Below are 23,662 nucleotides of genomic sequence, written 5' to 3' on the forward strand. Positions count from 1 at the left end.
GACAAGCTTTCGCGCCGTTCCGCCGGTCCGCCCCACCGTCTCCTCCCCACATCGTGGGGAGGGGGACCGCGTAGCGGTGGAGGGGCTCTTGGAGCCGCGCGGGCGCTTCTCCCTCCCCTTCATGGGGAGGGACGATCGCGCAGCGATCCGGGTGGGGCCTTAAGAGCGGGCGAACTGCTTCACACGTCCCCACCCCGGCTGCGCTCCGCTTCGCCGCCCCTCCCCATGAAGGGGAGGGAAAAACGCTCGCCAACCCGCACAATGACGCTGGTTCATTCGGAGCGATTTCAATCGCTTGCCGATTTATGTCCCCCTTCTCCCATCCCCCCTCCGAAACGCGCGTATTCTACACCCGTCCCGTCGCATCGGAGGGCTCGCTTGGCCTGCGACCTTGCGGCGGCGGGAGCGGATGGAACGGGAGCGGGGGTGAAATCCCTCCGCGCTGACATCGACTCATGGAGCGGTGTCGGAGGGTCGAGGGGGATACTCGATCGCACTCGGGACGGGGTTTCGCAGACTCCGCCGACCCGTCGCAGGCTTATGGGGTTAGGCGATAAGACCGCCACCGCTCGACGCCCCGAGCTTGCAGGCCAACCAACCGCGCGGAGCGTCAACCCTTCGTCGAAACGGTAATCTCTAATCACACTCCGGGCGAAGGCCCGGCGCTCCGCCCAGCCCTCCATCAACTTCGCTGCGAAAGCGCGAAGACGATCACGCCTGCCCGTCGCCTTATTTGCTCTCGGGCCTCAGGATCGCTACATCCGCCCCAACTCCACAATCAGACGAACCCGAAGGGCGCACCGCACCTCATGGCGCAGCAATATATTTTCCAGATGCAGGGTCTGACCAAGACCTTCCCCGGCGGCCGCAAGATCTTCGAGAACATCTGGCTCAGCTTCTACAACGACGCCAAGATCGGCGTCGTCGGCGTCAACGGCTCGGGTAAATCCACCCTGCTGAAGATCATGGCCGGCCTGGACACCGAGTTCACCGGCGAGGCCCGCGCCGCCGACGGCATCAAGCGCGGCTATCTGGAGCAGGAGCCTCAGCTCGATCCCACCCTGAACGTTCGCCAGAACGTCGAATCCTGGTGCGAAGAGAAGCAGTGGGTCAACCGCTTCAACGAAGTCGCCGCCGAACTGGGCGAGAACTACACCGACGAACTGATGGAGGAGATGACCACCCTCCAGGAGAAGATCGACGCGGGCGACGTCTGGGACATCGACAGCCGCATCGAAATGGCCATGGGCGCCCTGCGCTGCCCCGACGACGACTGGGAAGTCACCAACCTGTCCGGCGGTGAAAAACGCCGCGTGGCCCTGGCCCGCCTGCTGCTGTCCAAGCCCGACATGCTGCTGCTCGACGAACCGACCAACCATCTGGACGCCGAATCCGTCGCCTGGCTGCAGCACCACCTGGAAAACTTCCCCGGCTGCGTCATCCTGGTGACCCACGACCGTTACTTCCTGGATCTCGTCACCAAGTGGACGCTGGAGCTGGACCGCGGCAAGGGCCACCCGCACGAGGGCAACTATTCCTCGTGGCTGGAAGCCAAGACCAAGCGCGTCATTCAGGAAAACTCGGAATCCGAAGCCCGCCAGCGCGCCCTCAGCCGCGAACTGGATTGGGTCCGTTCGGGCGCCAAGGCCCGTCAGGCCAAGTCCAAGGCCCGTCTGGCCGCCTATGAGCGGATGGTGGACGAACAGGAATCGATGCGCGGCGCCCAGACCCACGCCCACATCCAGATCCCGCCTGGCCCGCGCCTGGGCAATGTCGTGCTGGAAGTCGAGGGTCTGCAAAAGTCCTATGGCGACAAGACCCTGTTCGACAACCTGACCTTCAAGCTGCCGCCCAACGGCATCGTCGGCGTCATCGGCCCCAACGGCGCCGGCAAGTCGACAATGTTCAAGCTGATCACCGGCCAGGAAACCCCTGACGGCGGCGCCGTCAAGGTCGGCGAAACGGTCAAGCTGGCCTATGTCGACCAGTCGCGCGACGACCTGAAGCCTGACGAGACCATCTGGCAGGCCATCTCGGGCGGCACCGAAGTGATGATGGTCGGCAAGCGCGAGATCAACACCCGCGCCTATGTCGGCAGCTTCAACTTCAAGGGCGGCGACCAGCAGAAGAAGGTCGGCCAACTGTCCGGCGGTGAGCGCAACCGCGTCCACCTGGCCAAGACCCTGGCCTCGGGCGGCAATCTGATCCTGCTCGATGAACCGACCAACGACCTCGACATCGAAACCTTGCAGAACCTCGAAGAGGCTCTGGAAGGGTTCGCGGGCTGCGCCGTGGTCATCTCCCACGACCGCTGGTTCCTTGACCGTCTGGCCACCCACATCCTCGCCTTCGAAGGCGACGGTCACGTGGAATGGTTCGAGGGCAATTTCGAAGCCTACGAACAGGACAAGATGCGCCGCCTGGGCGCCGACAGCATCATCCCCAAACGCATCCAGCACCAGAAATTCGGGCGCTGATCGCCTGATCTAAAAAGAGGAGCCGCTGCATGACCCAACGCCCCGCCGTTCTCATCATGCAGCGGCATCTCGCCCCACTCTCGGGGTTTCTTGAGAGCGCCTACGATGTCTATCGCTTCTGGGAAGGTCCGCCGATCGAGGCGGCCCACGACATCCGCGTCATGGTCGTCGCCGGCGAGGCGACGTTGGACAAGACGCTGATCGAACGCCTGCCCAACCTCGACCTGATCGCCTGTTTCACCTCGGGCTATGACGGCATCGACATCGACTGGTGCCGCGCGCGTGGCCTGCCTGTCACCCATGCCCCCGGCGTCAATCACGAGGACGTCGCCGACCATGCCCTAGGGCTGATCCTGGCCGCTCGTCGCCAGATCGCCTCGGGCGACCGCCAGGTCCGCGCCGGCGGCTGGACCGCCGAGACCCGCACCATCACCGCCTCCCTCGGCGGCCAGAAACTGGGCATCGTCGGCCTGGGCCATATCGGCAAGGCCGTCGCCGACCGCGCCGAGGCCTTCCGCATGGCGGTCAGCTGGTGGGGGCCGCGTCGGCACGACGCCGAATGGCCCCGCGCCGAAAGCCTGGAAGCCCTGGCCAAGGCCAGCGACATCCTGGTCGTCGCCTGCAAGGCCGACGAGACCAATCGCGGCCTGATCTCGCGCGAGATCCTCGACGCGCTCGGCCCTGACGGTCTGCTGGTCAATGTCTCGCGCGGTCAGGTCGTGGACGAAGACGCCCTGATCGCCGCCCTGAAATCAGGCGCTCTGGGCCAGGCCGCGCTGGACGTCTTCGTCGAGGAACCGACCGATCCGAACCGTTGGGCCGACGTGCCCAACATCGTCCTGACGCCCCACACCGCCGGGGCCACGACCGCCGGGGTGCAGGGCATGCTGATGCTGCTGATGCAAAACCTTCAGGCGCATTTCGCGGGCGAGCCGCTGAAGACGCCCGTGGCCTGATCTCAGCGCGGACGCTGCGGCCGCTCGTCGGCCGTCACAACCCCGTCGCCGTTCTTGTCCATCGCCTTGAACTGGGCGTCCAGACCCACGGTGAACTCCTCGCGCGTCACTCGCCCGTCGCTGTCCGCATCCATGCGCGCCAGCATCCGCCCGCCGCGCGCATTGGCCAGTTCGGTCGCATCCACCACCTCGTCGTGATTGGCGTCCAGTCGGTCAAACATCTGGGTCATCCGCGCCTGCATCTGTGCGAACGTCTCCCGCTCCGGCGGCCGCATCCCTTCCATCTGACCGCCCATCGGAGGACCGGACATCTGCGGCATGGGCGGCTCGGGAAAATCGCTCTGGGCCAGCGCCGGACCGGCGGCGGCTAGAGCGAAGGCGGAGATCAACAGGTGACGCATGAGACTGCTCCAAAAGGGCTGTGAACTCTTGAACGCACGCACGAACTATTCCCGTCGCAGCCCCGTAAGGGAAGCGATTTCACTTGCCAAATCATATAAGGATATCTTTATATGAGCCTATGAGCCTGTCCGCCGATCAGACTGTCGAAGCCCTGCGCGCCGCTGGCGAACCTACCCGTCTGCGCGTCCTGTCGCTGCTGGCCGGTGAAGAGCTTTCGGTCATGGAGATGTCGCGCATTCTGGACCAGAGCCAGCCTCGCGTGTCGCGCCATCTGAAGCTGATGACCGACGCCGGCCTGATCGAACGCTTTCCTGACGGCGCCCGCGTCTACTACCGCCTGTCGCACGACGCCCAGGCGCGCCGGCTGATCGACACGGTGCTGGACATCCTGGCCGAAGACGCCGGCGAGGCCGATCACCGCCGTCTCGACGAAGTTCGCAAGGACCGCGAGGAAGCCGCCGTCAGCTATTTCGAGCAGGTCGCGCCCCAATGGGACCGCCTGCGCTCGCTCTACGTCAGCGAGAGCGCCGTCGAGGCTGCGCTGGAACGCGCCGTCGGCCCCGGCCCGTTCGAACGCGTCGTCGATCTGGGCACCGGCTCGGGCCGGATGCTGACCCTGTTCGGCAAGAAGGCCAAGATGTCGGTCGGGCTGGACCTCAGCCAGAACATGCTGAACATCGCCCGCACCAACGTCACAAAGGCCGGGCTGGACAAGGTCGAGCTACGTCACGGCGACATCTTCGCCACTCGTCTGCCCGCCGCCAGCGCAGATCTGGTGATCGTGCATCAGGTGCTGCACTACCTGTCCGACCCGTCCGCCGCCGTCGCCGAGGCCGCCCGCTTGGTCAGCCCGAACGGCCGCCTGGTCATCATCGACTTCGCCCCCCACGACTTCGAACACATGCGCGAAGCGCACCAGCATCGCCGCCTCGGTTTCGCCGACAGCGAGATCAACGGCTGGCTGCTGGACGGCGGCCTGACGCCGTCCGCCCCCATCGCCCTGCCGCACGACGCCGAGGGCCTGACCGTGACCATCTGGACGGCGGAACGCCGCGTCCAGGACAGAAAGACCGCCTGATGGCTTCCTTAGCTGACGCCCGCGCCCTGCTGCTGTCGCCACTGGGCCCTGTTGCTCGCGCCGGGTCCAACCGCGACGACGTGCGCGTCTCGTTCGAATTCTTCCCGCCCAAGACGGACGAGGCCGAGGCCAATCTGTGGAAGGCGATCCGCCGGCTGGAGCCGCTGAACCCCGCCTTCGTCTCCGTCACCTACGGCGCCGGAGGCTCAACCCGTGAGCGAACCCACCGCACGGTCCAGCGCATCATCGCCGAGACCAGCTTACGTCCCGCCGCCCACCTGACCTGCGTCGAGGCCAGCCGCGACGAGGTCGATGAAGTCATCGCCGGCTACAAGACCATCGGCGTCGATCACATCGTCGCCCTGCGCGGAGATCCGCCGGGCGGTTCCGGAATCGGCGGTGTCTATCAGCCGCGCGCGGACGGCTACGCCAACGCCACCGAACTGACCGCCGCCATCAGCCGCGCCGGCGGGTTCGACGTCACCGTCGGCGCCTACCCCGAGCGCCACCCCGAAAGCCCCTCCATCGACCACGACATCGAGGTGCTGAAGGCCAAGGTCGACGCCGGCGCAACCCGCGCGGTCAGCCAGTTCTTCTTCGACATCGACGCCTTCCTGCGCTTCCGCGATCAGGTGCGGGCGGCAGGCGTGACCATCCCGCTGATCCCCGGCGTCATGCCCGTGTCCAACTTCGCCGGTCTGACGCGCATGTGCGGCGCCTGCGGGACCAGCATCCCCGACTGGCTGAAGGCGCATTTCGACGGGCTGGACGACGATCCCGAGACCCGAAAACTGCTGGCCGCCTCGGTTGCCGCCGAGACCTGCGCACGTCTGCAGGAAGAGGGCTTCTCGGACTTCCACTTCTACACCCTCAACCGCGCCGATCTGGTCTATGCGATCTGTCGGGTGCTGGGCGTGCGTGAGACGGCGGTGGCGCAATGACCCGCGCCGAACGCATCGCCGCCCTGCATCAGGCGGCCAAGGAGCGCATCCTGATTCTCGACGGATCGTGGGGCGTGATGATCCAGCGTCGCGGTCTGGACGAGGCCGACTTCCGCGCCGACCGCTTCGTCACCGCCAACGGCTACAATGAGAAAGACCAGATGAAGGGGAACAACGACATCCTCTGCATCACCCGCCCCGATGTCATCGCCGACCTGCACGACCAGTATTTCGCCGCCGGCGCCGATATTTCGGAGACCAACACCTTCTCGGGCACGACCATCGCCCAGGAAGACTACGCCCTGGACGCCCAGGCGGTGTGGGACATCAATCTGGAAGGCGCCAAACTGGCCCGCGCCTCGGCCGACCGCTGGACCGCCAAGGAGCCGCAAAAGCCGCGCTTCGCCGCCGGCTCTATCGGCCCGCTGAACAAGATGCTGTCGATGTCGTCCGACGTGAATGACCCCGGCGCCCGCAGCGTGACCTTCGACCAGGTCTATGAGGCCTATCGCCACCAGATCCGCGCCCTGAACGAGGGCGGGGTGGACCTGTATCTGATCGAAACCATCACCGACACGCTGAACTGCAAGGCCTGCATCAAGGCCATCAAGGACCTGGAGGACGAGGGCATGGACGCCCTGCCCATCTGGATCTCGGGGACGATAACCGACCGCTCGGGCCGCACCCTGTCGGGCCAGACGGCGGAAGCCTTCTGGAACAGCGTGCGCCACGCCAAACCCTTCGCCGTCGGCTTCAACTGCGCCCTGGGCGCCGACCTGATGCGCCCCTTCATCGCCGAACTGAGCCGCGTCGCCGACACCCTGGTCGCCGCTTACCCCAACGCGGGCCTGCCCAATGCGATGGGCCAGTATGACGAGGAACCGCACGAAACCGCCCACTTCATCGAGGAATGGGCCGCCTCTGGACTGGTCAACATCGTCGGCGGCTGCTGCGGCACGACGCCGGATCACATCCGTCACGTCGCTGAAGAGGTCGCGCCGTTGAAGCCGCGCGCGATCCCGGAACGGCCGGTGGCCCTGCGGCTGTCGGGGCTCGAACCCTTCGAGATGGTGGCGTGACACGCTCCCCTCCCCGCTCATCCCCGCGAAAGCGGGGACCTAGTCCTTTGGGCGATAGCCATCACCATGATGTCTTCGCTCGCGATCCCATGCACCGTGCCTCCCAAAAGCACTGGGTCCCCGCTTACGCGGGGATGAGCGGAAGTCTGTAATGAGACCCACCTTCATCAACGTCGGCGAACGGACCAACGTCACCGGCTCGGCCAAATTCCGCAAGCTGGTGGTCGAGGGCGACTATTCGGCGGCGCTGGACGTCGCCCGACAACAGGTCGAGGCCGGCGCCCAGATCATCGACATCAACATGGATGAGGGCCTGCTGGACGGCGTCGTCGCCATGCGGACCTTCCTGAATTTGATCGCGGCCGAGCCCGACATCGCCCGCGTGCCGGTGATGATCGACAGCTCCAAATGGGAGGTGATCGAGGCGGGGCTGAAGTGCGTCCAGGGCAAGCCCATCGTCAATTCGATCAGCATGAAAGAGGGCGAGCAGGTCTTCCGTGACCATGCGATCAAATGCCTGCGCTACGGCGCCGCCGTGGTGGTCATGGCCTTCGACGAGGTAGGTCAGGCCGACACCGCCGCCCGCAAGATCGAGATCTGCACCCGCGCCTACGACATCCTGGTCAACGAGGTCGGATTCCCGCCCGAGGACATCATCTTCGATCCCAATATCTTCGCCGTGGCGACGGGGATCGAGGAGCACGACAACTACGCCGTCGACTTCATCGAGGGCACGCGCGAGATCAAGCGCACCCTGCCCTACGCCCGTATCTCGGGCGGGGTGTCGAACGTCTCGTTTTCGTTCCGCGGCAACGAGCCGGTGCGCCGGGCGATCCACAGCGTCTTCCTGTACCACGCCATCGCGGCGGGCATGGACATGGGCATTGTCAACGCCGGCGACCTGCCCGTCTATGACGACATCGACGCCGAACTGCGCGAGGCGGTCGAGGACGTGATCCTCAACCGGCCGCAACGGACCAATGTCTCGAATACCGAGCGGCTGGTCGACATGGCCCCCCGCTACAAGGGCGAAAAGGGCCAGGCCCGCGTCGTCGATCTGAAGTGGCGTGAACAGCCGGTCGGCAAGCGGATCGAACACGCCCTGGTCAACGGCATCACCGAGTTCATCGACGCCGATACCGAAGAGGCCCGCCTGTCGTTCGACCGGCCGCTGCACGTCATCGAAGGTCCGCTGATGGACGGGATGAACGTGGTCGGCGACCTGTTCGGCTCGGGCAAGATGTTCCTGCCCCAGGTGGTGAAATCCGCCCGCGTGATGAAACAGGCCGTCGCCTGGCTGAACCCCTTCATGGAGGCTGAAAAGGCCGGCAAGCCGCGCGAGCAGGCGGGCCGCATCCTGATGGCCACGGTCAAGGGCGACGTCCACGACATCGGCAAGAACATCGTCGGCGTCGTGCTTCAGTGCAATAATTACGAGGTCATCGACCTGGGCGTCATGGTCCCGGCCGACCGGATTCTGGACGAGGCCAAGGCCCACAACGTCGACATCATCGGCCTGTCCGGCCTGATCACCCCGTCGCTGGACGAGATGGTCTTCGTCGGCGCCGAGATGGAACGGCGCGGCTTCGACATCCCCCTGCTGATCGGCGGCGCCACCACCAGCCGGACCCACACGGCGGTCAAGATCGAACCGGCCTATCGACGCGGCTCGACCACCTATGTCGTCGACGCCAGCCGTGCCGTCAGCGTGGTCTCGGGCCTGCTGTCCAAGACCGAGCGGGCCAAAAATGAGGCCGCCACCCGCGACGAATATATCCGCATCCGCGAGCAGTATGCGCGCGGCCAGGAGGTGAAGGCCCGCGCCTCGATCAAACAGGCGCGCGAGAACCGTTTCCGCATCGACGCCACCCAGCCCATGCCCGGCAAGCCGTCCTTCATCGGCGTGAAGGCGTTCGACGCCTGGGATCTGCAGGATCTGGCCGACCACATCGACTGGACGCCCTTCTTCGCCAGTTGGGAGCTGATCGGCCGCTATCCGCTGATCCTTGAGGACGAGATCGTCGGCGAGGCCGCGCGCGACCTGTTCGAGGACGCCAAGGTCATGCTGAAGCGGATCATTGACGAGAAATGGTTCACGGCCAAGGGCGTCGTCGGCTTCTGGCCCGCCCGCGCCGACGGCGACGATGTCGTGGTCTATGCCGACGAGAGCCGGGACGCGGAAATCGCCCGCTTCCACACCCTGCGCCAGCAGATCAAGAAGTCGAACGGCAAGCCGAACCTGGCCCTGTCCGACTTCATCGCCGAAGAGGGCGACGACTATATCGGCGCCTTCGCCGTCACCGCCGGTCATGGTGAGCTGGAAGTCGCCAAACGGTTCAAGGACGCCGGCGACGACTATTCGTCCATCCTGGCGACGTCGCTCGCCGACCGCCTGGCCGAGGCTTTCGCCGAACGCCTGCACAGGGAAGTCCGCACCCAGCTGTGGGGCTATGCCGCCGATGAAACAGCCGACGTCGATGCACTGATCGCCGAACAATACCAGGGCATCCGCCCTGCTCCCGGTTATCCGGCTCAGCCCGACCACACGGAAAAGGCCACCCTGTTCCGCCTGCTCCAGGCCGAAGACAACGCCGGCATGGCCCTGACCGAAAGCTACGCCATGACGCCCCCGGCCTCGGTCTCGGGCCTCTATTTCGGCCATCCGGGCAGCCACTATTTCGGCGTCGGCAAGATCGATCTGGACCAGGTCGAGGACTATGCACGCCGCAAGGGCTGGGACGTGGCGACCGCCGAACGCTGGCTGGCGCCCATCCTCAACTACGACCCTTACGCCGCCAAACGCGAAACGGCGGCCTGAGCCGAAGCTCAAGCCGCCGTTCCAAAGACGCGAGCCAAAGACCCGATTAGTCGATGCCGACGCTTTCCAACGTCGCCGGCGGCGTCGTGATGTTGGCGCGGATGCGACGCGCGGCGTGCTCGCATCGGCCCGGCAGGCCGAAGAACAGACCGAACGACTGGCTGCGCGCCTCGGCGTCCGGGTTGCTGATCAGCGACGCCCACTGGGTCTTGACGGCGGCGACCGCCTGTTCAGCCTCGGCCTTCGAAGCCGCCGACTGACGCGGCGCAGCGGCAGTCAGGGCGCTGCGGAAATCCTGGGCTTCGAGTCGGCCAAGACGCACCAGTTCCATATCCTCGGGCGCACGGGTCGTCAGGGTGTCGCCCAGATCGGCATGACCCGTCACCAGCGCATCGCACCACGCCACTAGCGGATAATCGGCGCTGGGCGCCCCACGCGGCAGCGGCCGTGCATAGGCGATGGCCTCACGGGTCTTCAGCGCGTCGGCGGTCTCGCCCGAACGATTGCCCGTAACGATCGGACCGTCCTGGGTTTGGGCGACGACGGAGCCTGCGGCCAGCAGCGACAGAGCCGAGATACCGGGGACGAGGAGTTTGAGCATGGTCTTCCTTCAGGAGCGACGCGAACAGGCGGCGATCATTAACGCTCGCCCGTCCCGATGGTTTTTCTACGGCGGCGCTTAAACGAAAAAGGCGGCGGAGCGTTGCTCCGCCGCCTCAGTTCGACGATCCGTTAGGATCAATACTTCAGGCGAGCGCCGACGAAGAAGTACCGGCCGACCACGTCGAAGGTGTTCGGATCGGTGTTGCCGTCGTTGGCGTTGTCGAACACCGGCGGCTCCTTGTCGGCGAGATTGCGTACGCCGCCGAAGATTTCGACGCTGTCGTTGAAGTTATAGGACGCGCTGGCGTCGTGGTACCAGTAGGAGTCGGTGCCGGTGTAACCACCATCTTCAAAGGCAGGGATGTTGCCCTGGTTATCCATTGAGGCGATGTAGGTGCCGGAGTAGTTCACTCGAACCGGCCCGAAGTCATAACCCAGCGAGATGTTGCCCTTGTACTCAGGAAGGCTGGCGCTGATGTTGTAAGCGCCGGCGGTGCCCTTGTATTCGATGCCGTCCAGCTCGTAGCTGTCCAGGTAGGTCAGGTTCAGAGCGATATCCAGCTTTTCGCCCCAGAAGCCGCCGGCCCACGGCACGTTCCAACCGTAGCGGGTCGAGAAGTCGAGGCCCGAAGTCTTCAGTTCGGACACGTTGCCCAGCGGCGCGCGCGCCTTCAGGTTGCCAGCCGCATCACGGAAGACCAGCGGCAGGCCGATGCCCGCATTGTTGCATTCGGCGATCGACGAAACCGGAGCGCCTGCCGTGCCGGATGCCGCTGCACCTGCTGCGAAGCAGTTGCCGACGATGCCGGAAACGCCGCCGCTGATGGTGCCGATGTAGTCCTCGACCGAGATGTCATAGTAGTCGAGCGACATCGACAGGCCGGGAACGAAGGTCGGTTGCCAGACGACGCCCAAAGTGACGGTGTCGGACTTTTCTTCGCTCAGGTTCGGGTTGCCGAAGAAGAAGGATTCGGTTTGCGTGTTCTGAGCGACGAAGCCTGTCGCGACCGGATCGAAGCCGAGTTGAGCCGTGCAGAAGTTCCGAACGCCCGTGGACAGGGTGCGCGCTGCGCCCGTGCCGGGGTTGCGGGTCGTGCAGGGGTCGAGAACGGCCGGGAAGCCCTGGTCGTTCGCCTGGAACAGTTCGAACACGTTCGGGGCGCGAACGGCGCGTTGGTACAAGCCACGCACACGCAGGCTTTCGACCGGCTCCCAGGAACCGCCAGCCTTGTAGGCGTAAACCTTACCGACAGTATCGTAGTCGGCCATACGCGCGCCGAGCTCAAGTTCGAGCGACTTGATGAAAGGCAGGTCGCGAAGCAGCGGCACGGCGGCTTCGGCATAGAGTTCCTTGGACGCGCTGCGACCTGCGACCGGACGTTCTGCGTTGAAGCCGAAGATGTCGCCCGAGGCCTTGGCGGCGTCAGGGGTGAAGCTCAGCTTGTCTTCGCGGTACTCGGCGCCGAAGGCGACCGACAGCGGACCGGCCGGCAGTTCCATCACCGTGCCCGTGACGTTCAAGGTCAGGTTCTGACGCTCGAAGATGCTGGTGTCGGCGAAGTCCAGACGGACGAAGTTGGCGGCGGCAGGCGTGATCGTGCCGGCGCCGAACAGGTTGATCGGCACGCATCCGGGGAAGATCTGCAGCGACGAGGCGGCGCAGGTCGTCGCCGTTCCGCCGGCAGCCAGAGACGCGGCCAGACGCGAGCGAGACACGTCGTTCTGGATCGACGTACGCAGTTCGGAGCGACCGTAGGCGTAGACGCCTTCAGCCGTCCAGTCGCCGCCGAGCTTGGCGCGCAAGCCGGTGTTGAACTGTAGCACGTTGGTGTCGTGGCTTTCGACGCGCGCACCGACTTCCGACATGCGGCGATCGAAGTTCAGCGGCAGAGCCGGGTTGGGACGCGAGTTCGCATAGGCGAGCAGAGCCGGCGAGTTCTGGACGAAGAAGTTGCCGACCGGAATGTTGATGCCGGTCGCCGGGGTCGGAGCCAGTTGGATGTTGTTCTGGGTGTTGGTGTAGAACACCTCGGCAAAGCCGGTCAGAGACTCGTTGATGTCGTAGTGGCCGAGCAGAACTGCATTGTAGCGTTCCGAAGGCGACTGCAGCAGGTTGACGGTCGAGAAGTTGTAACGGTCGCTTGCGGCGCCCAGGCTGGTGTCGTTGTTGAACTGACCCGGAACGCCCGGCGTACGGAACGAACGGCGGCAGGGGGTCGGGGCCGTGGAACAGCCAACGGCGGTGTAAGGGTTGGTGCCGAGGTTGTTCAGACCGCCGTAGATGCCAGTGCCGGAACCGCCCGCGTTGCTGACCAGCGCCCAGGGACGATCTTTGTTCGGCAGGAAGCCGTCACGGTCGGCATAACCGACGTAACCCGTCACGTTGCCTCGGCCGTCGGCGATGTTGGCGCCGAAGGTGGCCGATGCGTTGAACTGCTCGCCGTCACCAAAACCGGAGATTCCGTATTGGGTGCTGACGTTCAGACCTTCGAAATCGTCCTTGAAGATGAAGTTGACGACGCCGGCCAGAGCGTCGGAGCCGTAGGTCGCCGAGGCGCCGCCGCTGACGACTTCGACGCGCTCGATCAGAGAAGCGGGAATGCTGTTCAGGTCGACGGCGTTGGACTTGTCATAGGGAACGAAGCGACGACCGTTCACCAGCACCAGCGTACGGCTGGCGCCGAGGCCGCGCAGATCGACCGTGGCCGAACCGTTGGCCGGGTTGTTCGAGTTGGCCGAGAAGCCGGGAACGACTTGCGGCAGTTGGTTCAGGATTTGCTCAACGTTCACATCGCCGCGCGCCTGGATCTGCTCTGCAGTAACCGTGGCGACGGGGCTGTTGGCGACGTAGTCCTGGCGCACGATACGCGAGCCAGTCACCACGATCTCGCCGACCTCGGCCGGTCCATCCTGCGACTGCGCAAATGAAGGGCTAGGCCCAATCGACATTCAGTGATTCCCGAGCGTCCTGATGCGTGATTCATAGGTCTCCGTGTTGGCGGAGGTCTTTGATGGGTGTGAAGCGTTACGAACTCGACGATGCGCAGTGGGATCGGATAGCGCCGTTGTTGCCGGGCAAGACTTCGGATCCCGGCCGGACCGGGGCGGACAACCGACTGTTCGTGAACGGTGTGCTGTGGGTCTTGAGGTCTGGCGCGCACTGGCAGAACCTGCCCGAGCGCTATGGCAAGTGGAAGACGGCGCACAAGCGCTTCAGCCGATGGGCAGCGGCCGGGGTGTGGGAGAAGGTCTTCGCCGATCTCGTCGAAGATCGGGACAACCAGTATCTGATGCTCGACTCGACCCTGGTGCGGGCTCACCAGCAGGCGACGACCGGCCGGGGCAGCGGCTCAAAAAAGGGGGCCTCGATCCGGCTGTGGGGCGTTCCCGAGGTGGACTGACGACCAAGATCCATATGGCCTGCGACACGCTGGGACGGCCGGTCCGCTTCCTGATCGCGCCGGGGCAGAGCCACGACATTCTCGCCGTCCCGGCGCTTCTGGAGGGGTATCGACCCGCCGCCGTCCTCGCCGACCGGGCCTACGACGCCAACAGCCTGCGCGCCTATCTGGCCAGCATCGGAGCCGAGGCGGTCATCCCCTCCACCCGCTCGCGCAAGACCCCGATCCCGCACGATCCCCTGATCTACAAACTACGGAACCGCGTCGAGCGCTGCTTTAACAAGCTCAAGCACTTCCGACGCTTCGCCACACGGTTCGACAGGCTGGCGCGTCACTACCTCTCCTTCGTCCACATCGCCGCCTCCATGCTCTGGATGCGGTGAATGTCGATTCGTCCTAGCCGCCATAGCCAATGCGGCGCCGCCAATAATGGTGGTGGCCAGCAAGCTGCGGCGATATTTGACGTTATTCAAGGATAGCTCTCCCATGATCGATGTAGAGCCGCGATCCGCAGCCCACCGAATCCATATCCGTGTGCCAGCCGATTAGCTGGTTGTGAGGGAGAGCATACCAACGCCTGCAGTAAGTCCAGCGCGAAGACGCATTCGCGCCACAACTGAGACGAACCTGTCACAGAGACGACACACCCATTCCAAGGGAGGGACTAGATGGGTACGGGGAGGGTCGAACGTCAGTCCACGGTGGAGACCGATCGCAAGTGTAGGAAAACGCTCAGCGCTGGATCGCGACCCGCGCAGCATAGGGCGCGGGTTCGGGGGTGCAGGAGGCGGCGATCAGTTGCACCGCGGCGAGACAGAGGAAGGCGGTCGCGACGAGCGGGAGCCGATTTGATACAGCGTAGGCGATCGAACGGGCCATGGCGGGCGCTCCAAGCATGATTACCGAGGCGTTAACGCAAGCTCTGCGCCAGATGGGGCCGTGGCGATGATCCCTTTCGTTCGGGCGTTCGACTTCGCCTATGGGCGGCGCGATCAAGTCTTGCCTTTGATCCAGCGTGTGATCGCCGACAATCCGGGGCCGTTCACCTTCACCGGGACGGGGACCTATGTCGTCGGGCGGCCTGACGCGGGGGCCGAGGTGGCGGTGATCGATCCGGGGCCGCTGGATCAGGCGCATCTGGCGGCATTGCTGAAAGCGGTCGAGGGGCGGCGGGTCAGCCATGTGCTGGTGACGCATACGCATCGGGATCATGCGCCGCTGGCGAGGCCGTTCGCTGAGGCGACGGGGGCGCGGGTTCTGGCGGCCCGGCCTCCGGTGCGGGAGACGCATGCGTCGGGTGCGCTGGACGAAGATGACGATGCAGAGTTTGCGCCCGATGTGGTGCTGACGGGAGGCGAAGCGATCGAAGGTGATGGCTGGACGATCGAGGCGATGTTCACGCCGGGCCATGCGTCGAACCACATGGCCTTCGCCCTATGTGAAGAAAACGCGCTGTTCTGCGGCGATCATGTGATGGGCTGGTCGACGACCGTCGTGGCGCCGCCCGATGGGAATATGCGTCAGTATATGGCCAGTCTGGATGCGGTCATGGCGCGGGACTTCGACATGCTGTGGCCGACGCACGGGGCGCCGGTGACGCAGGTGCGGCCGTTTCTGGAGGCGTATCGCGCCCACCGGCTGGAGCGGGAAGCGCAGATCGTCCAGAGGCTGGCGGCGGGGGATAGGACGGTCGCCGAGATGGCGCCGGTTCTGTACGCCGCCGTCGATCAGCGCCTGTGGCCGGCGGCGTCGCTGTCGGTGCTGGCCCATCTGATCAAGCTGGTCGAGGACGGGACGGCCCTAAGCGATGTCGAGCCGGGCCTGACGGCTCGTTTTCGTCTGGTCTAGCGTTCGGCCTCCAGGTTCCGGGCGATCTTGGTCGCCAGCCGGCAGGTCGCGCCGCCGTCGGGGCGGGTGTCGCGAGCGGCGACGCGAATGTCGGTGCGGCCTGGGCGGATACGCACGACGGCGTCGGTGACGAAGCCGAACCAGGCGCCTTCGTGCACGGCCTCGACCTGGAAGGTGGTGGCGCGGGTGACGACGAAGCCGGCGTCCACCAGGGCCGAGGTCGCCTGCTGGGCCAGGACCTGGGTCGGGACGGCGCTCAGGTCGGGACAGGTCTGGGGCGTCGATCCGGCATGCAGGGCGGCGACGCGGGAGAAGGCCGGCGGTTCGTCGACATTGGTCGTCACGTCACGTGGGTTCGGCGCGGCATCCTGCCCCTGACGCCAGACGAAGCCGCCCGCTGTCGCGCCGGCCAGGACCAGGGCCGCCAGCGCATAGAGCCCCCTGCCCTTCAGATCGCGCAACGCCAGCACCACCGCCGCCAGCGCGCCGGCCAGACCGATCCAGGCCAGGATGCGCGCCACCGTCCATGTCAGAAGGTCGTAGCTGACCGACAGATCGACGCCGCCGAATCGCGTCGCCGCAATCGCCGCCACGATCAACACCGCCGGCGCCGCCGCGAGCGCCGTCAGCCACGGCAGGACGACGGGGACAGGCTTTCTGATCGGCATTCAGGCTCCGGTTCGGTTCAGGCTGCGGTCGGCAGACGGTAGTCCTTCATCCGCTCACGCAGAAGCTTCTTGTCGATCTTGCCCGTCGCGCCCAGCGGGATGTCGTCCACGGCGACCACGTCGTCGGGCATCCACCATTTGGCGATCTTGCCGGACAGGAAGTCGAGATGCTCCTGCTTGTCCAGAGCCTGATCGGGCTTGAGCTTGAGGATCAGAACCGGCCGTTCGTCCCATTTGGCATGGGCGGCGCCGATGACGGCGGCGATCTCGACCTTGGGATGGCCGACGGCGATGTTTTCGATCTCGATGGAGCTGATCCACTCGCCGCCCGACTTGATCACGTCCTTGGCGCGGTCGGTGATCTGCATGAAGCCCATCTCGTCCACCGTCGCCACGTCGCCGGTGTCGAAGAAGCCTTCGTCGTCCAGGATCGAGCCCTCTTCCTTGAAATAGCCGTTGCTGATCGTAGGCCCCTTGACCATCAGGCGGCCGAAGGTGGCGCCGTCGTGCGGCAGTTCGGCCCCGGCTTCATCCTTCAGCTTCAGTTCGATGCCCAGCGGCGGCGTGCCCTGTTTCAAGCGGTATTTCATCTGCTCGTCGTAAGGCAGACGCAGGATTTCGGGCGGCAGGTTGGCGATGGTGCCGATGGGCGAGGTTTCGGTCATGCCCCAGGCATGGGTGACCTCGACGCCGAAATCGTCCTGGAAGCCACGGATCAGGCTTTCGGGACAGGCCGAGCCGCCGATCAGCACGCGCTTCAGGGTCGTAAAGCCCAGGCCGTTCTGCTTCATATGGGCGAACAGCCCCTGCCAGACCGTGGGCACGGCGGCCGAGAAGGTGACGCCTTCCTGTTCGATCAGCTCATAGATCGACTGGCCGTCCATCTTGGCGCCCGGCATGACCAGCTTGGTCCCCGCGGCCGGGCCGGCGAAGGCGATGCCCCAGGCGTTGGCGTGGAACATCGGCACGACCGGCAGGATCACCTCCTTGGGCGTGGCGCCCATGACTGTGGCCTGAAGCCCCATGAAGGTGTGCAGGAAGTTGGAGCGGTGCGAATACAGCACCCCCTTGGGATGGCCCGTCGTGCCCGAGGTGTAGCAGAGGCCGCAGGCGGTGTTTTCCTCGAAATCGCCCCAGACGACATCGATCGATTGACCGGCGATGGCGTCCTCGTAGGCCTCGGCCCTGGGCAGTTTGGTCTGCGGCATATGGGCGGCGTCGGTCATGATGACGACGCGCTCGACCTTGGGGATGTGCGGCAGGATGGCTTCCAGCAGCGGCACGAAGGTCAGGTCGACGAAGATGATCCGGTCTTCGGCGTGATTGATGATGTAGACGAGCTGTTCGGGGAACAGGCGCGGGTTCAGGGTATGGCACACCCCGCCGATGCCCATGATGCCGTACCAGGCCTCGATGTGGTTGGCGGTGTTCCAGGCCAGGGTGGCGACGCGGTCGCCCGGCTGGATCCCCCAGGCCTTCAGCGCGCTGGACACGCGTTTGGCCCGCTCGTGGATCTGGGCGTAGGTCGTGCGGACGATGGGGCCCTCGACCGAACGGGTCACGACCTCGCGGTCGCCGTGCCAGTGTTTGGCGTGGTCGATGATCTTGTCGACCGTCAGCGGCCAGTCCTGCATCAAGCCCAGCATGTCGTTTCCTTGTCCCTTGATGCGTCTGCTTGGATGCGACGCTTGAGCCGACGCTAACATCGGTGATCGGCGATAAGCAACGTGACGTAGCGTCAGCCGGGGCGCGGCGGATCGTCCCCCGTGGCGTCGGCCGGATCGGCGGTCAGACCTTGATCGGCTGAGGAGGAATTGCTTCGCAATTCCGCTGAAGCCGTGAATCAAGGTCTCTCTTGAATTTGGAGCCTGATTCACCGCTACGTCGAAGCGCGAAGCGCTTCAACTCAAGCGGATCAGGCTCTAGAAGGCGCGCCATGACCATATTGATCGCGATCACGGGGGGCTCCGGCTCCGGCAAGAGCACACTGGCGGAGGCGCTGGTCTCGGCCTTGCCGGAAGGGTCGGCTGTGCTGGTGCGCGAGGACAGCTATTACCGCGACGCCGCCTCCCTGCCCGGCTTCGACGCGGCGACCTTCGACTTCGACGATGTGGCGGCGCGCGATCACGACCTGATGATCGCGGACCTGAAGGAACTGAAGGCCGGGCGCGCGGTGACGGCGCCGGTCTATTCCTTCATCCATCACGGGCGCGAGCCGGGCGGCGAACCGATCGCGGCGGCCGAGGTGGTGATCGTCGAGGGCACCCACGTGCTCTGCACCCCCGACCTGACCGCCCTGTTCGACATCCGGGTGTTCGTGGACACCCCGTCCGACATCCGCTTCATCCGCCGCCTGTTGCGCGACCAAACCGAGCGGGGCCGGTCGGCGGATTCGGTCGTGGCGCAATATCTGGCCACCGTGCGTCCGGGCCACGAGCGCCTGACCGAACCTTCGCGCACCCACGCCGACTTCATCGTCGCCGACGCCACGGCCGCCGTGCGGCTGGAAGACCCCCAGGCGGTGGTGCGTCTCGCCGCGCCGGTGCTGGCCCATCCGCTGCTGCAGGCCCTGCTGGACGATTAGAGCCACAGGTCTCTGATGCTTGGCGACGCGGCGACCGAGACGATAGGTCGAGGCGGCTGGACATCGGGTTGATGGACCGGTTCGGCGGCCAGCGCCTCGACCTGACGTTTCAACGCCTTGATGCGCGCGCGCTCGTCGGCCTCGGCTTGTTTGATGATCATGATGGCGTCCAGGCGTTCGTATTCGACCAACAGCTCCGCGCGGATGCGGTCGTCCTCCGCCTCTTCCTCGGGCGTCTGTTTGTAGGGCGGCGGGAGGCCGCGACCGGGTTTGGGACGACGTGGTTTGGGGCGGGCCATGCGGGTCTCCGGACAGGGGTGATCGTCTCCGCGCTTTCGCTGCGAAGTTGGTGGAGGGCTGGGCGGAGCGCCGGGCCTTCGCCCGGAGTTTGGTTTTGGTGTTACCGTTTCGACGAAGGGTTGACGCTCCGCGCGGGTGGTTGGCCTGCAAGCTCGGGGCGTCGAGCGGTGGCGGTCTTATCGCCTAACCCCATAAGCCTGCGACGGGTCGGCAGCCCCTGCGAGGGCTGTCCCGAGTGCGGCCGAGTATCCCCCTCGACCCTCCGACGGCTTGTCGCCGCCGGCGCGAGCCGTTTCAGACCCGCTCCCGTTCCATCCGCTCCCGCCGCCGCAAGGTCGCAGGCCAAGCGAGCCCTCCATGCGACGGGACGGGTGTAGAATAAGCGCGTTTCCAAGGGGGGATGGGAAAAGAGGGACATAAATCGGCAAGCGGTTGGATTCGCTAGGAATGAACCAGCGTCATTGTGATGGCTGGCGCGCATTTCTCCCTCCCCTTCATGGGGAGGGGCGGCGAAGCAGAGCGTAGCCGGGGTGGGGACGTGTGAAGCGGTTCGCCCGCTCTTACGGCCCCACCCGGATCGCTGCGCGATCGTCCCTCCCCATGAAGGGGAGGGAGAGGCGCCTGTGGGGCTTCAAGAGCCCCTCCACCACGCTACGCGCGGTCCCCCTCCCCACAGGTGGGGAGGAGAAGTGTTGTCAGATCAGCCCCGCCAGCGGCGACGAGGGGTCCGCGTACATCCGCTTCGGCATACGCCCGGCCAGATAGGCGTCGCGGCCGGCGATGACGGCGTGTTTCATGGCGCGGGCCATGCGGATGGGGTCCTTGGCGCCGGCGATGGCTGTGTTCATCAGGACGGCGTCGCAGCCCAGTTCCATCGCCAGGGTCGCGTCCGAGGCCGTGCCGACGCCCGCATCGACCAGCACCGGCACCTTGGCCTGTTCGACGATCAGGCGGACGTTGATGGGGTTCTGGATGCCCAGGCCCGAACCGATGGGGGCGGCGGCGGGCATGATGGCGGCGGCGCCGGCGTCCTCCAGCCGCTTGGCCATGACGACGTCGTCGGTGCAATAGACCATGACGTCGAACCCGTCCTTGATCAGCAGGTCCAGCGCCCGCAGCGTCTCGATCATGTCGGGATAGAGGTGGGCGGTGTTGGACAGCACCTCCAGCTTCACCAGGCTCCAGCCGCCGGCCTCGCGCGCCAGGCGCAGGGTGCGAACCGCATCCTCGCCGGTGAAACAGCCGGCGGTGTTGGGCAGGAAGGTAAAGCGATCCGGCTTTACATAGTCCACCAGCATCGGCTGGTTCGGATCGGTCAGGTTCACCCGGCGCACGGCGACGGTGACGATCTCGGCGCCCGCCGCCTCGGCGGCGGCGGCGTTCTGGGCGTAGTCGGCGTATTTGCCGGTGCCCACGATCAGGCGCGAGTTGAAGGTGCGGCCGGCGACGGACCAGGTTTCGGAGGCTGTATCGGTCATGGGGCTGACCTAGTCCCCCCAAGGCGTCAGGGAAAGCCGTCGTAGCGGGATTTGATCGCGATCAGCCGCCGCCGACGAACTGGACCAGTTCGATGCGGTCGCCCTGGGCGACGGGGGTGGCGGCGTGCAGGGACTTCGGCACGATCTCCAGATTGCGTTCGACGGCGACCTTGCGCGGGTCCAGCGACAGTTCCTCGACCAAGGCCAGGATGGTGGCGGCCTGGACCTGGCGGGGTTCGCCGTTGAGATGGATCTGATGCACGCTTCTGGTCTCCGGGCGCTGGCGGCGTCGGGGCTGAGATAGACGCTGAAGGCCGGGTTCGCCAGATGGGCTTTGCCAGACCGGGCGCTCAGCCGGCCTCGAACAGGAAGGCGCCGACGGCGACAGCCACGGCCGCAAAGGCGGCCACGACCGTGCGAAGGATCAGTTTGCCATCCTGGCGCATCGTCTGCGCTCCTACAGGCTGTCCCGACCGGGGACGAATGGAGCTTTGGCTGCGAAATCCGCGCCATCGCGCGTGACCCAGGGTAAGGTTCGATGCGGGGACCGTTTGACCCAGGCCCTGCGTCGGCTAAAAGGCCCCTCTTGTGCTGCGAAGCAGCGCCCGATTCCGGAAACCATGGCCGACACACCCGTCATTCATGTGCTGAACGGCCCCAATCTGAACCTGCTCGGGGTTCGGGAGCCGGACATCTATGGCCGCGACACCCTGGCGGACATCGAACAACGGTGCGTCAAGGCGGCCGAGGGCGCGACTGTCGTGTTCCGCCAGACCAACCACGAGGGCGTGCTGGTGGACTGGATCCAGGAGGCGCGCGAAGGCGTGGACGCCCTGATCATCAATCCGGCCGCCTATGGGCATACGTCGGTCGCGCTGCACGATGCGCTGAAGACGTTGTCGATCCCGGTGATCGAACTGCATCTGTCCAATCCGGCGGCGCGCGAGGCGTTTCGCCATCACTCCTATGTGTCCTCCGCGGCGACCGGCGTCATCGCCGGCTTCGGCGCGGCGGGCTATGAACTGGCCGTCCAGGCGGCTCTCACCAAGGTTCGGGAACGCGGCTGAGGCCCGTCCCGTTTACTCAAGACCACGAAAGACAAGGCGCACTCCAATGGCCGATGACAAGAAACACGCCGAAATCGACGCCGCCCTGGTTCGCCAGCTGGCCGACATCCTGAACGAGACCGACCTGACGGAAGTCGAAGTCGAGCGCGGCGATCTGCGCATCCGGGTCGCCCGCGAGATCACCGTCAACGCCGCCCCGGTGCAGTACGCCGCCGCCCCGGCCGCTGTCGCAGCGCCCGCAGCCGCCGCGCCGGCCGCCATGCCGTCGGATCCGGCGACCATCGTCGCTCGCGCGGGCGAAGAGGTGAAGTCGCCGATGGTCGGCACCGCCTATCTGCAGGCCTCGCCGGAGGCCCCGGCCTTTGTCCAACCGGGCGACAAGGTCAAGAAGGGCCAGACCCTGCTGATCGTCGAGGCGATGAAGACCATGAACCCGATCCAGGCCCCGCGCGACGGCGTCGTGGCCGAAATCCTGGTCGGCGACGCCCAGCCGGTCGAGTTCGGCGAACCCCTCGTCCTGCTGGAAGCTTAAGCCGTGTTCACGAAAGTCCTGATCGCCAACCGGGGCGAGATCGCGCTGCGCATCCATCGGGCGTGCAAGGAGATGGGCATCTCCACCGTCGCCGTGCACTCCGAGGCCGACCGCGGCGCCATGTGGGTGCGGCTGGCGGACGAGAGCGTCTGCATCGGCCCCGCCTCGGCCGCCAAGTCGTATCTGAACATCCCGTCGATCATCGCGGCGGCGGAAATCACCGGCGCCCAGGCGATCCACCCCGGCTATGGCTTCCTGTCCGAGAACGCTCGTTTCGCCGAGATCGTCGAGGCCCACGGCATGACCTTCATCGGTCCGAAGCCCGAGCATATCCGGGTCATGGGCGACAAGATCAGCGCCAAACAGACCGTCATGGACGCCGGCATCCCCGTCGTTCCCGGCTCCAAGGGCGAGGTCGAGACCGTCGAGGCCGCCATTGAGGCGTCCAAGTCCATCGGCTTCCCCCTGATCGTCAAGGCGGCGGCGGGCGGCGGCGGACGCGGCATGAAGGTCGCCCTGACGCCCGACGACTTGGTCGAGGCGGTTCAGACCGCCCAGTCGGAGGCCAAGGCCGCCTTCGGCAACGGCGCCGTCTATATGGAGCGCTATCTCCAGAAGCCTCGCCACATCGAGATCCAGGTCATCGCCGACAGCCACGGCAATGTCGTGCATCTGGGCGAGCGCGACTGCTCGCTGCAACGTCGTCACCAGAAGGTGCTGGAAGAGGCCCCCTCGCCCGCCCTGTCGGCCGAGGGTCGCAAACAGATCGGCGAGACGGTCAACAAGGCCATCGCCGCCATCGGCTATCTGGGCGTCGGCACCATCGAGTTCCTGTGGGAGGACGGCGAGTTCTTCTTCATCGAGATGAACACCCGTCTGCAGGTCGAACACCCGGTCACCGAAATGATCACCGGCGTCGACCTGGTGCGCGAACAGGTGCGGATCGCCGCCGGCCTGCCGCTGTCGTTCACCCAGGACGACATCGAGTTCAAAGGCCACGCCATCGAGGTGCGGATCAACGCCGAGAACCCCGAGACCTTTACCCCCTCGCCGGGCAAGATCACCGACTTCCACGCGCCGGGCGGTCTGGGCGTGCGTCTGGATAGCGCCATCTACGCCGGCTATTCGATCCCGCCCTATTACGACAGCCTGATCGGCAAGCTGATCGTCCACGGTCGCGACCGCGAAGAGGCCATCGCGCGCCTGAAACGGTCGCTGAACGAGATCGTGATCGGCGGCGTCGACACCACCATCCCCCTGTTCCAGAAGCTGTTGCAGGAGCCCGACATCCTGTCCGGTGACTACGACATCCACTGGCTGGAGAAGTGGGCTGCGCGCCAAAAGGGCGAGAGCTGAAGCTCCTCCCCCATCGGGGGAGGAAAACCGCCCGAAGGGTGGTGGAGGGGGCCTGCCCCAGACACCGGCGCTCG

At 65.7% G+C, this 23,662-nt stretch carries 21 protein-coding genes; 12 read left to right on the plus strand and 9 right to left on the minus strand.

Going from position 1 to position 23,662, the window contains the following annotated elements; genetic code table 11:
- The first annotated feature begins 809 nt into the window (after positions 1-809).
- Both ettA and AC3ISA_RS16705 read left to right on the plus strand, forming a co-directional pair.
- Complete coding sequence (gene ettA, locus AC3ISA_RS16700) at positions 810-2,477, plus strand: energy-dependent translational throttle protein EttA (protein WP_372692109.1); 1,668 nt, start codon at positions 810-812, stop codon at positions 2,475-2,477.
- A 29-nt stretch (positions 2,478-2,506) separates the two neighbouring features.
- A complete protein-coding gene (locus tag AC3ISA_RS16705) occupies positions 2,507-3,433 on the plus strand; it encodes a 2-hydroxyacid dehydrogenase (protein WP_489178759.1) in 927 nt (308 codons plus the stop codon).
- A gap of 2 nt (positions 3,434-3,435) precedes the next feature.
- Here the strand turns inward: AC3ISA_RS16705 and AC3ISA_RS16710 are convergent, their stop codons facing one another.
- Complete coding sequence (locus AC3ISA_RS16710; protein ID WP_489178760.1) at positions 3,436-3,834, minus strand: EF-hand domain-containing protein; 399 nt, start codon at positions 3,832-3,834, stop codon at positions 3,436-3,438.
- Positions 3,835-3,953: 119 nt separating this feature from the next.
- Between AC3ISA_RS16710 and AC3ISA_RS16715 the strand changes: the two genes are divergently transcribed.
- From AC3ISA_RS16715 to metH, 4 genes are all read left to right on the plus strand, one after another.
- A complete protein-coding gene (locus AC3ISA_RS16715; protein WP_489178761.1) occupies positions 3,954-4,913 on the plus strand; it encodes an ArsR/SmtB family transcription factor in 960 nt (319 codons plus the stop codon).
- Positions 4,913-5,854: a methylenetetrahydrofolate reductase [NAD(P)H] gene (metF, locus tag AC3ISA_RS16720; RefSeq protein ID WP_489178762.1), complete on the plus strand. Its 942-nt coding sequence runs from the start codon at positions 4,913-4,915 to the stop codon at positions 5,852-5,854. Before AC3ISA_RS16715 ends, metF begins: the two co-directional genes overlap by 1 nt.
- Positions 5,851-6,933, plus strand: coding sequence for a homocysteine S-methyltransferase family protein (locus AC3ISA_RS16725; protein ID WP_489178763.1), 1,083 nt, complete (start codon positions 5,851-5,853; stop codon positions 6,931-6,933). The genes metF and AC3ISA_RS16725 overlap by 4 nt, the downstream gene beginning before the upstream one ends.
- A 112-nt stretch (positions 6,934-7,045) precedes the next feature.
- Complete coding sequence (gene metH / locus AC3ISA_RS16730; RefSeq protein ID WP_489180130.1) at positions 7,046-9,751, plus strand: methionine synthase; 2,706 nt, start codon at positions 7,046-7,048, stop codon at positions 9,749-9,751.
- Between the two features lie 46 nt (positions 9,752-9,797).
- Here metH and AC3ISA_RS16735 read toward each other — a convergent pair whose 3' ends face one another.
- Together AC3ISA_RS16735 and AC3ISA_RS16740 are read right to left on the minus strand one after the other, a co-directional pair.
- On the minus strand, positions 9,798-10,352 hold the full coding sequence (locus AC3ISA_RS16735; protein ID WP_489178764.1) for a hypothetical protein: 555 nt from the start codon (positions 10,350-10,352) through the stop codon (positions 9,798-9,800).
- A gap of 137 nt (positions 10,353-10,489) precedes the next feature.
- Entirely contained in the window at positions 10,490-13,303 is a 2,814-nt protein-coding gene (locus AC3ISA_RS16740) for a TonB-dependent receptor plug domain-containing protein (RefSeq protein ID WP_489178765.1), read from the minus strand.
- A gap of 68 nt (positions 13,304-13,371) precedes the next feature.
- Between AC3ISA_RS16740 and AC3ISA_RS16745 the strand changes: the two genes are divergently transcribed.
- Positions 13,372-14,138, plus strand: a protein-coding gene (locus tag AC3ISA_RS16745; RefSeq protein ID WP_489180069.1) for an IS5 family transposase whose coding sequence is annotated in 2 segments (ribosomal slippage) — positions 13,372-13,723 and positions 13,723-14,138 — 768 coding nt in all. Because the reading frame shifts where the segments join, the coding sequence is not laid out codon by codon here.
- Positions 14,139-14,487: 349 nt separating this feature from the next.
- Here AC3ISA_RS16745 and AC3ISA_RS16750 read toward each other — a convergent pair.
- Positions 14,488-14,634, minus strand: a complete 147-nt coding sequence (locus AC3ISA_RS16750) for a hypothetical protein (RefSeq protein ID WP_489178766.1) — start codon at positions 14,632-14,634, stop codon at positions 14,488-14,490.
- A gap of 66 nt (positions 14,635-14,700) precedes the next feature.
- Here AC3ISA_RS16750 and AC3ISA_RS16755 point away from each other — a divergent pair, with 66 nt between their 5' ends.
- Positions 14,701-15,603: an MBL fold metallo-hydrolase gene (locus AC3ISA_RS16755; protein ID WP_489180131.1), complete on the plus strand. Its 903-nt coding sequence runs from the start codon at positions 14,701-14,703 to the stop codon at positions 15,601-15,603.
- On the opposite strand, the gene AC3ISA_RS16760 is transcribed toward AC3ISA_RS16755, so the two are convergent.
- Both AC3ISA_RS16760 and AC3ISA_RS16765 read right to left on the minus strand, forming a co-directional pair.
- A complete protein-coding gene (locus AC3ISA_RS16760; RefSeq protein WP_489178767.1) occupies positions 15,600-16,271 on the minus strand; it encodes a DUF1499 domain-containing protein in 672 nt (223 codons plus the stop codon). The two genes, AC3ISA_RS16755 and AC3ISA_RS16760, sit on opposite strands and share 4 nt — an antisense overlap.
- A 17-nt stretch (positions 16,272-16,288) precedes the next feature.
- Positions 16,289-17,917, minus strand: coding sequence for a long-chain-fatty-acid--CoA ligase (locus AC3ISA_RS16765; RefSeq protein WP_489178768.1), 1,629 nt, complete (start codon positions 17,915-17,917; stop codon positions 16,289-16,291).
- A 290-nt stretch (positions 17,918-18,207) separates the two neighbouring features.
- Here AC3ISA_RS16765 and udk point away from each other — a divergent pair, with 290 nt between their 5' ends.
- Positions 18,208-18,855, plus strand: a complete 648-nt coding sequence (gene udk / locus AC3ISA_RS16770; protein WP_489178769.1) for a uridine kinase — start codon at positions 18,208-18,210, stop codon at positions 18,853-18,855.
- On the opposite strand, the gene AC3ISA_RS16775 is transcribed toward udk, so the two are convergent.
- From AC3ISA_RS16775 to thiS, 3 genes are all read right to left on the minus strand, one after another.
- Positions 18,852-19,154 (minus strand): hypothetical protein, encoded by a 303-nt coding sequence (locus tag AC3ISA_RS16775; RefSeq protein WP_372692091.1) that lies wholly within the window; start codon positions 19,152-19,154, stop codon positions 18,852-18,854. The two genes, udk and AC3ISA_RS16775, sit on opposite strands and share 4 nt — an antisense overlap.
- Before the next feature lie 696 nt (positions 19,155-19,850).
- On the minus strand, positions 19,851-20,633 hold the full coding sequence (locus tag AC3ISA_RS16780; RefSeq protein WP_135193026.1) for a thiazole synthase: 783 nt from the start codon (positions 20,631-20,633) through the stop codon (positions 19,851-19,853).
- Between the two features lie 61 nt (positions 20,634-20,694).
- Positions 20,695-20,895 carry a sulfur carrier protein ThiS gene (gene thiS / locus AC3ISA_RS16785; protein ID WP_135193027.1) on the minus strand — a complete coding sequence of 67 codons (201 nt, stop codon included), beginning with the start codon at positions 20,893-20,895 and terminating at the stop codon, positions 20,695-20,697.
- A 358-nt stretch (positions 20,896-21,253) separates the two neighbouring features.
- On the opposite strand from thiS, the gene aroQ reads away from it, so the two are divergent.
- Genes aroQ through accC form a run of 3 tightly spaced genes read left to right on the plus strand, consistent with a single transcriptional unit; the run spans position 21,254 to position 23,588 of the window.
- Complete coding sequence (aroQ, locus tag AC3ISA_RS16790) at positions 21,254-21,700, plus strand: type II 3-dehydroquinate dehydratase (protein WP_489178771.1); 447 nt, start codon at positions 21,254-21,256, stop codon at positions 21,698-21,700.
- Between the two features lie 46 nt (positions 21,701-21,746).
- Positions 21,747-22,232 carry an acetyl-CoA carboxylase biotin carboxyl carrier protein gene (gene accB, locus AC3ISA_RS16795; protein WP_489178772.1) on the plus strand — a complete coding sequence of 162 codons (486 nt, stop codon included), beginning with the start codon at positions 21,747-21,749 and terminating at the stop codon, positions 22,230-22,232.
- Positions 22,233-22,235: 3 nt separating this feature from the next.
- The gene (gene accC, locus AC3ISA_RS16800) at positions 22,236-23,588 is read left to right on the plus strand and encodes an acetyl-CoA carboxylase biotin carboxylase subunit (protein ID WP_489178773.1); all 1,353 of its coding nucleotides are present in this window, start codon (positions 22,236-22,238) and stop codon (positions 23,586-23,588) included.
- Positions 23,589-23,662 lie beyond the last annotated feature (74 nt).

The sequence above is a fragment of the Brevundimonas sp. KH_058 genome, from assembly GCF_057838505.1.

What these genes read in the sequence shown, in the direction of transcription:
- ettA (WP_372692109.1), top strand. Translation starts at nt 810, where the DNA reads ATGGCGCAGCAATATATTTTCCAGATGCAGGGTCTGACCAAGACCTTC.
- accB (WP_489178772.1), top strand. Translation starts at nt 21,747, where the DNA reads ATGGCCGATGACAAGAAACACGCCGAAATCGACGCCGCCCTGGTTCGC.
- udk (WP_489178769.1), top strand. Translation starts at nt 18,208, where the DNA reads ATGACCATATTGATCGCGATCACGGGGGGCTCCGGCTCCGGCAAGAGC.
- AC3ISA_RS16740 (WP_489178765.1), bottom strand. Translation starts at nt 13,303, where the DNA reads ATGTCGATTGGGCCTAGCCCTTCATTTGCGCAGTCGCAGGATGGACCG.
- AC3ISA_RS16725 (WP_489178763.1), top strand. Translation starts at nt 5,851, where the DNA reads ATGACCCGCGCCGAACGCATCGCCGCCCTGCATCAGGCGGCCAAGGAG.
- AC3ISA_RS16710 (WP_489178760.1), bottom strand. Translation starts at nt 3,834, where the DNA reads ATGCGTCACCTGTTGATCTCCGCCTTCGCTCTAGCCGCCGCCGGTCCG.
- AC3ISA_RS16735 (WP_489178764.1), bottom strand. Translation starts at nt 10,352, where the DNA reads ATGCTCAAACTCCTCGTCCCCGGTATCTCGGCTCTGTCGCTGCTGGCC.
- AC3ISA_RS16780 (WP_135193026.1), bottom strand. Translation starts at nt 20,633, where the DNA reads ATGACCGATACAGCCTCCGAAACCTGGTCCGTCGCCGGCCGCACCTTC.
- AC3ISA_RS16775 (WP_372692091.1), bottom strand. Translation starts at nt 19,154, where the DNA reads ATGGCCCGCCCCAAACCACGTCGTCCCAAACCCGGTCGCGGCCTCCCG.
- AC3ISA_RS16755 (WP_489180131.1), top strand. Translation starts at nt 14,701, where the DNA reads ATGATCCCTTTCGTTCGGGCGTTCGACTTCGCCTATGGGCGGCGCGAT.
- AC3ISA_RS16765 (WP_489178768.1), bottom strand. Translation starts at nt 17,917, where the DNA reads ATGCTGGGCTTGATGCAGGACTGGCCGCTGACGGTCGACAAGATCATC.
- AC3ISA_RS16750 (WP_489178766.1), bottom strand. Translation starts at nt 14,634, where the DNA reads ATGGCCCGTTCGATCGCCTACGCTGTATCAAATCGGCTCCCGCTCGTC.
- AC3ISA_RS16760 (WP_489178767.1), bottom strand. Translation starts at nt 16,271, where the DNA reads ATGCCGATCAGAAAGCCTGTCCCCGTCGTCCTGCCGTGGCTGACGGCG.
- AC3ISA_RS16705 (WP_489178759.1), top strand. Translation starts at nt 2,507, where the DNA reads ATGACCCAACGCCCCGCCGTTCTCATCATGCAGCGGCATCTCGCCCCA.
- metF (WP_489178762.1), top strand. Translation starts at nt 4,913, where the DNA reads ATGGCTTCCTTAGCTGACGCCCGCGCCCTGCTGCTGTCGCCACTGGGC.
- aroQ (WP_489178771.1), top strand. Translation starts at nt 21,254, where the DNA reads ATGGCCGACACACCCGTCATTCATGTGCTGAACGGCCCCAATCTGAAC.
- AC3ISA_RS16715 (WP_489178761.1), top strand. Translation starts at nt 3,954, where the DNA reads ATGAGCCTGTCCGCCGATCAGACTGTCGAAGCCCTGCGCGCCGCTGGC.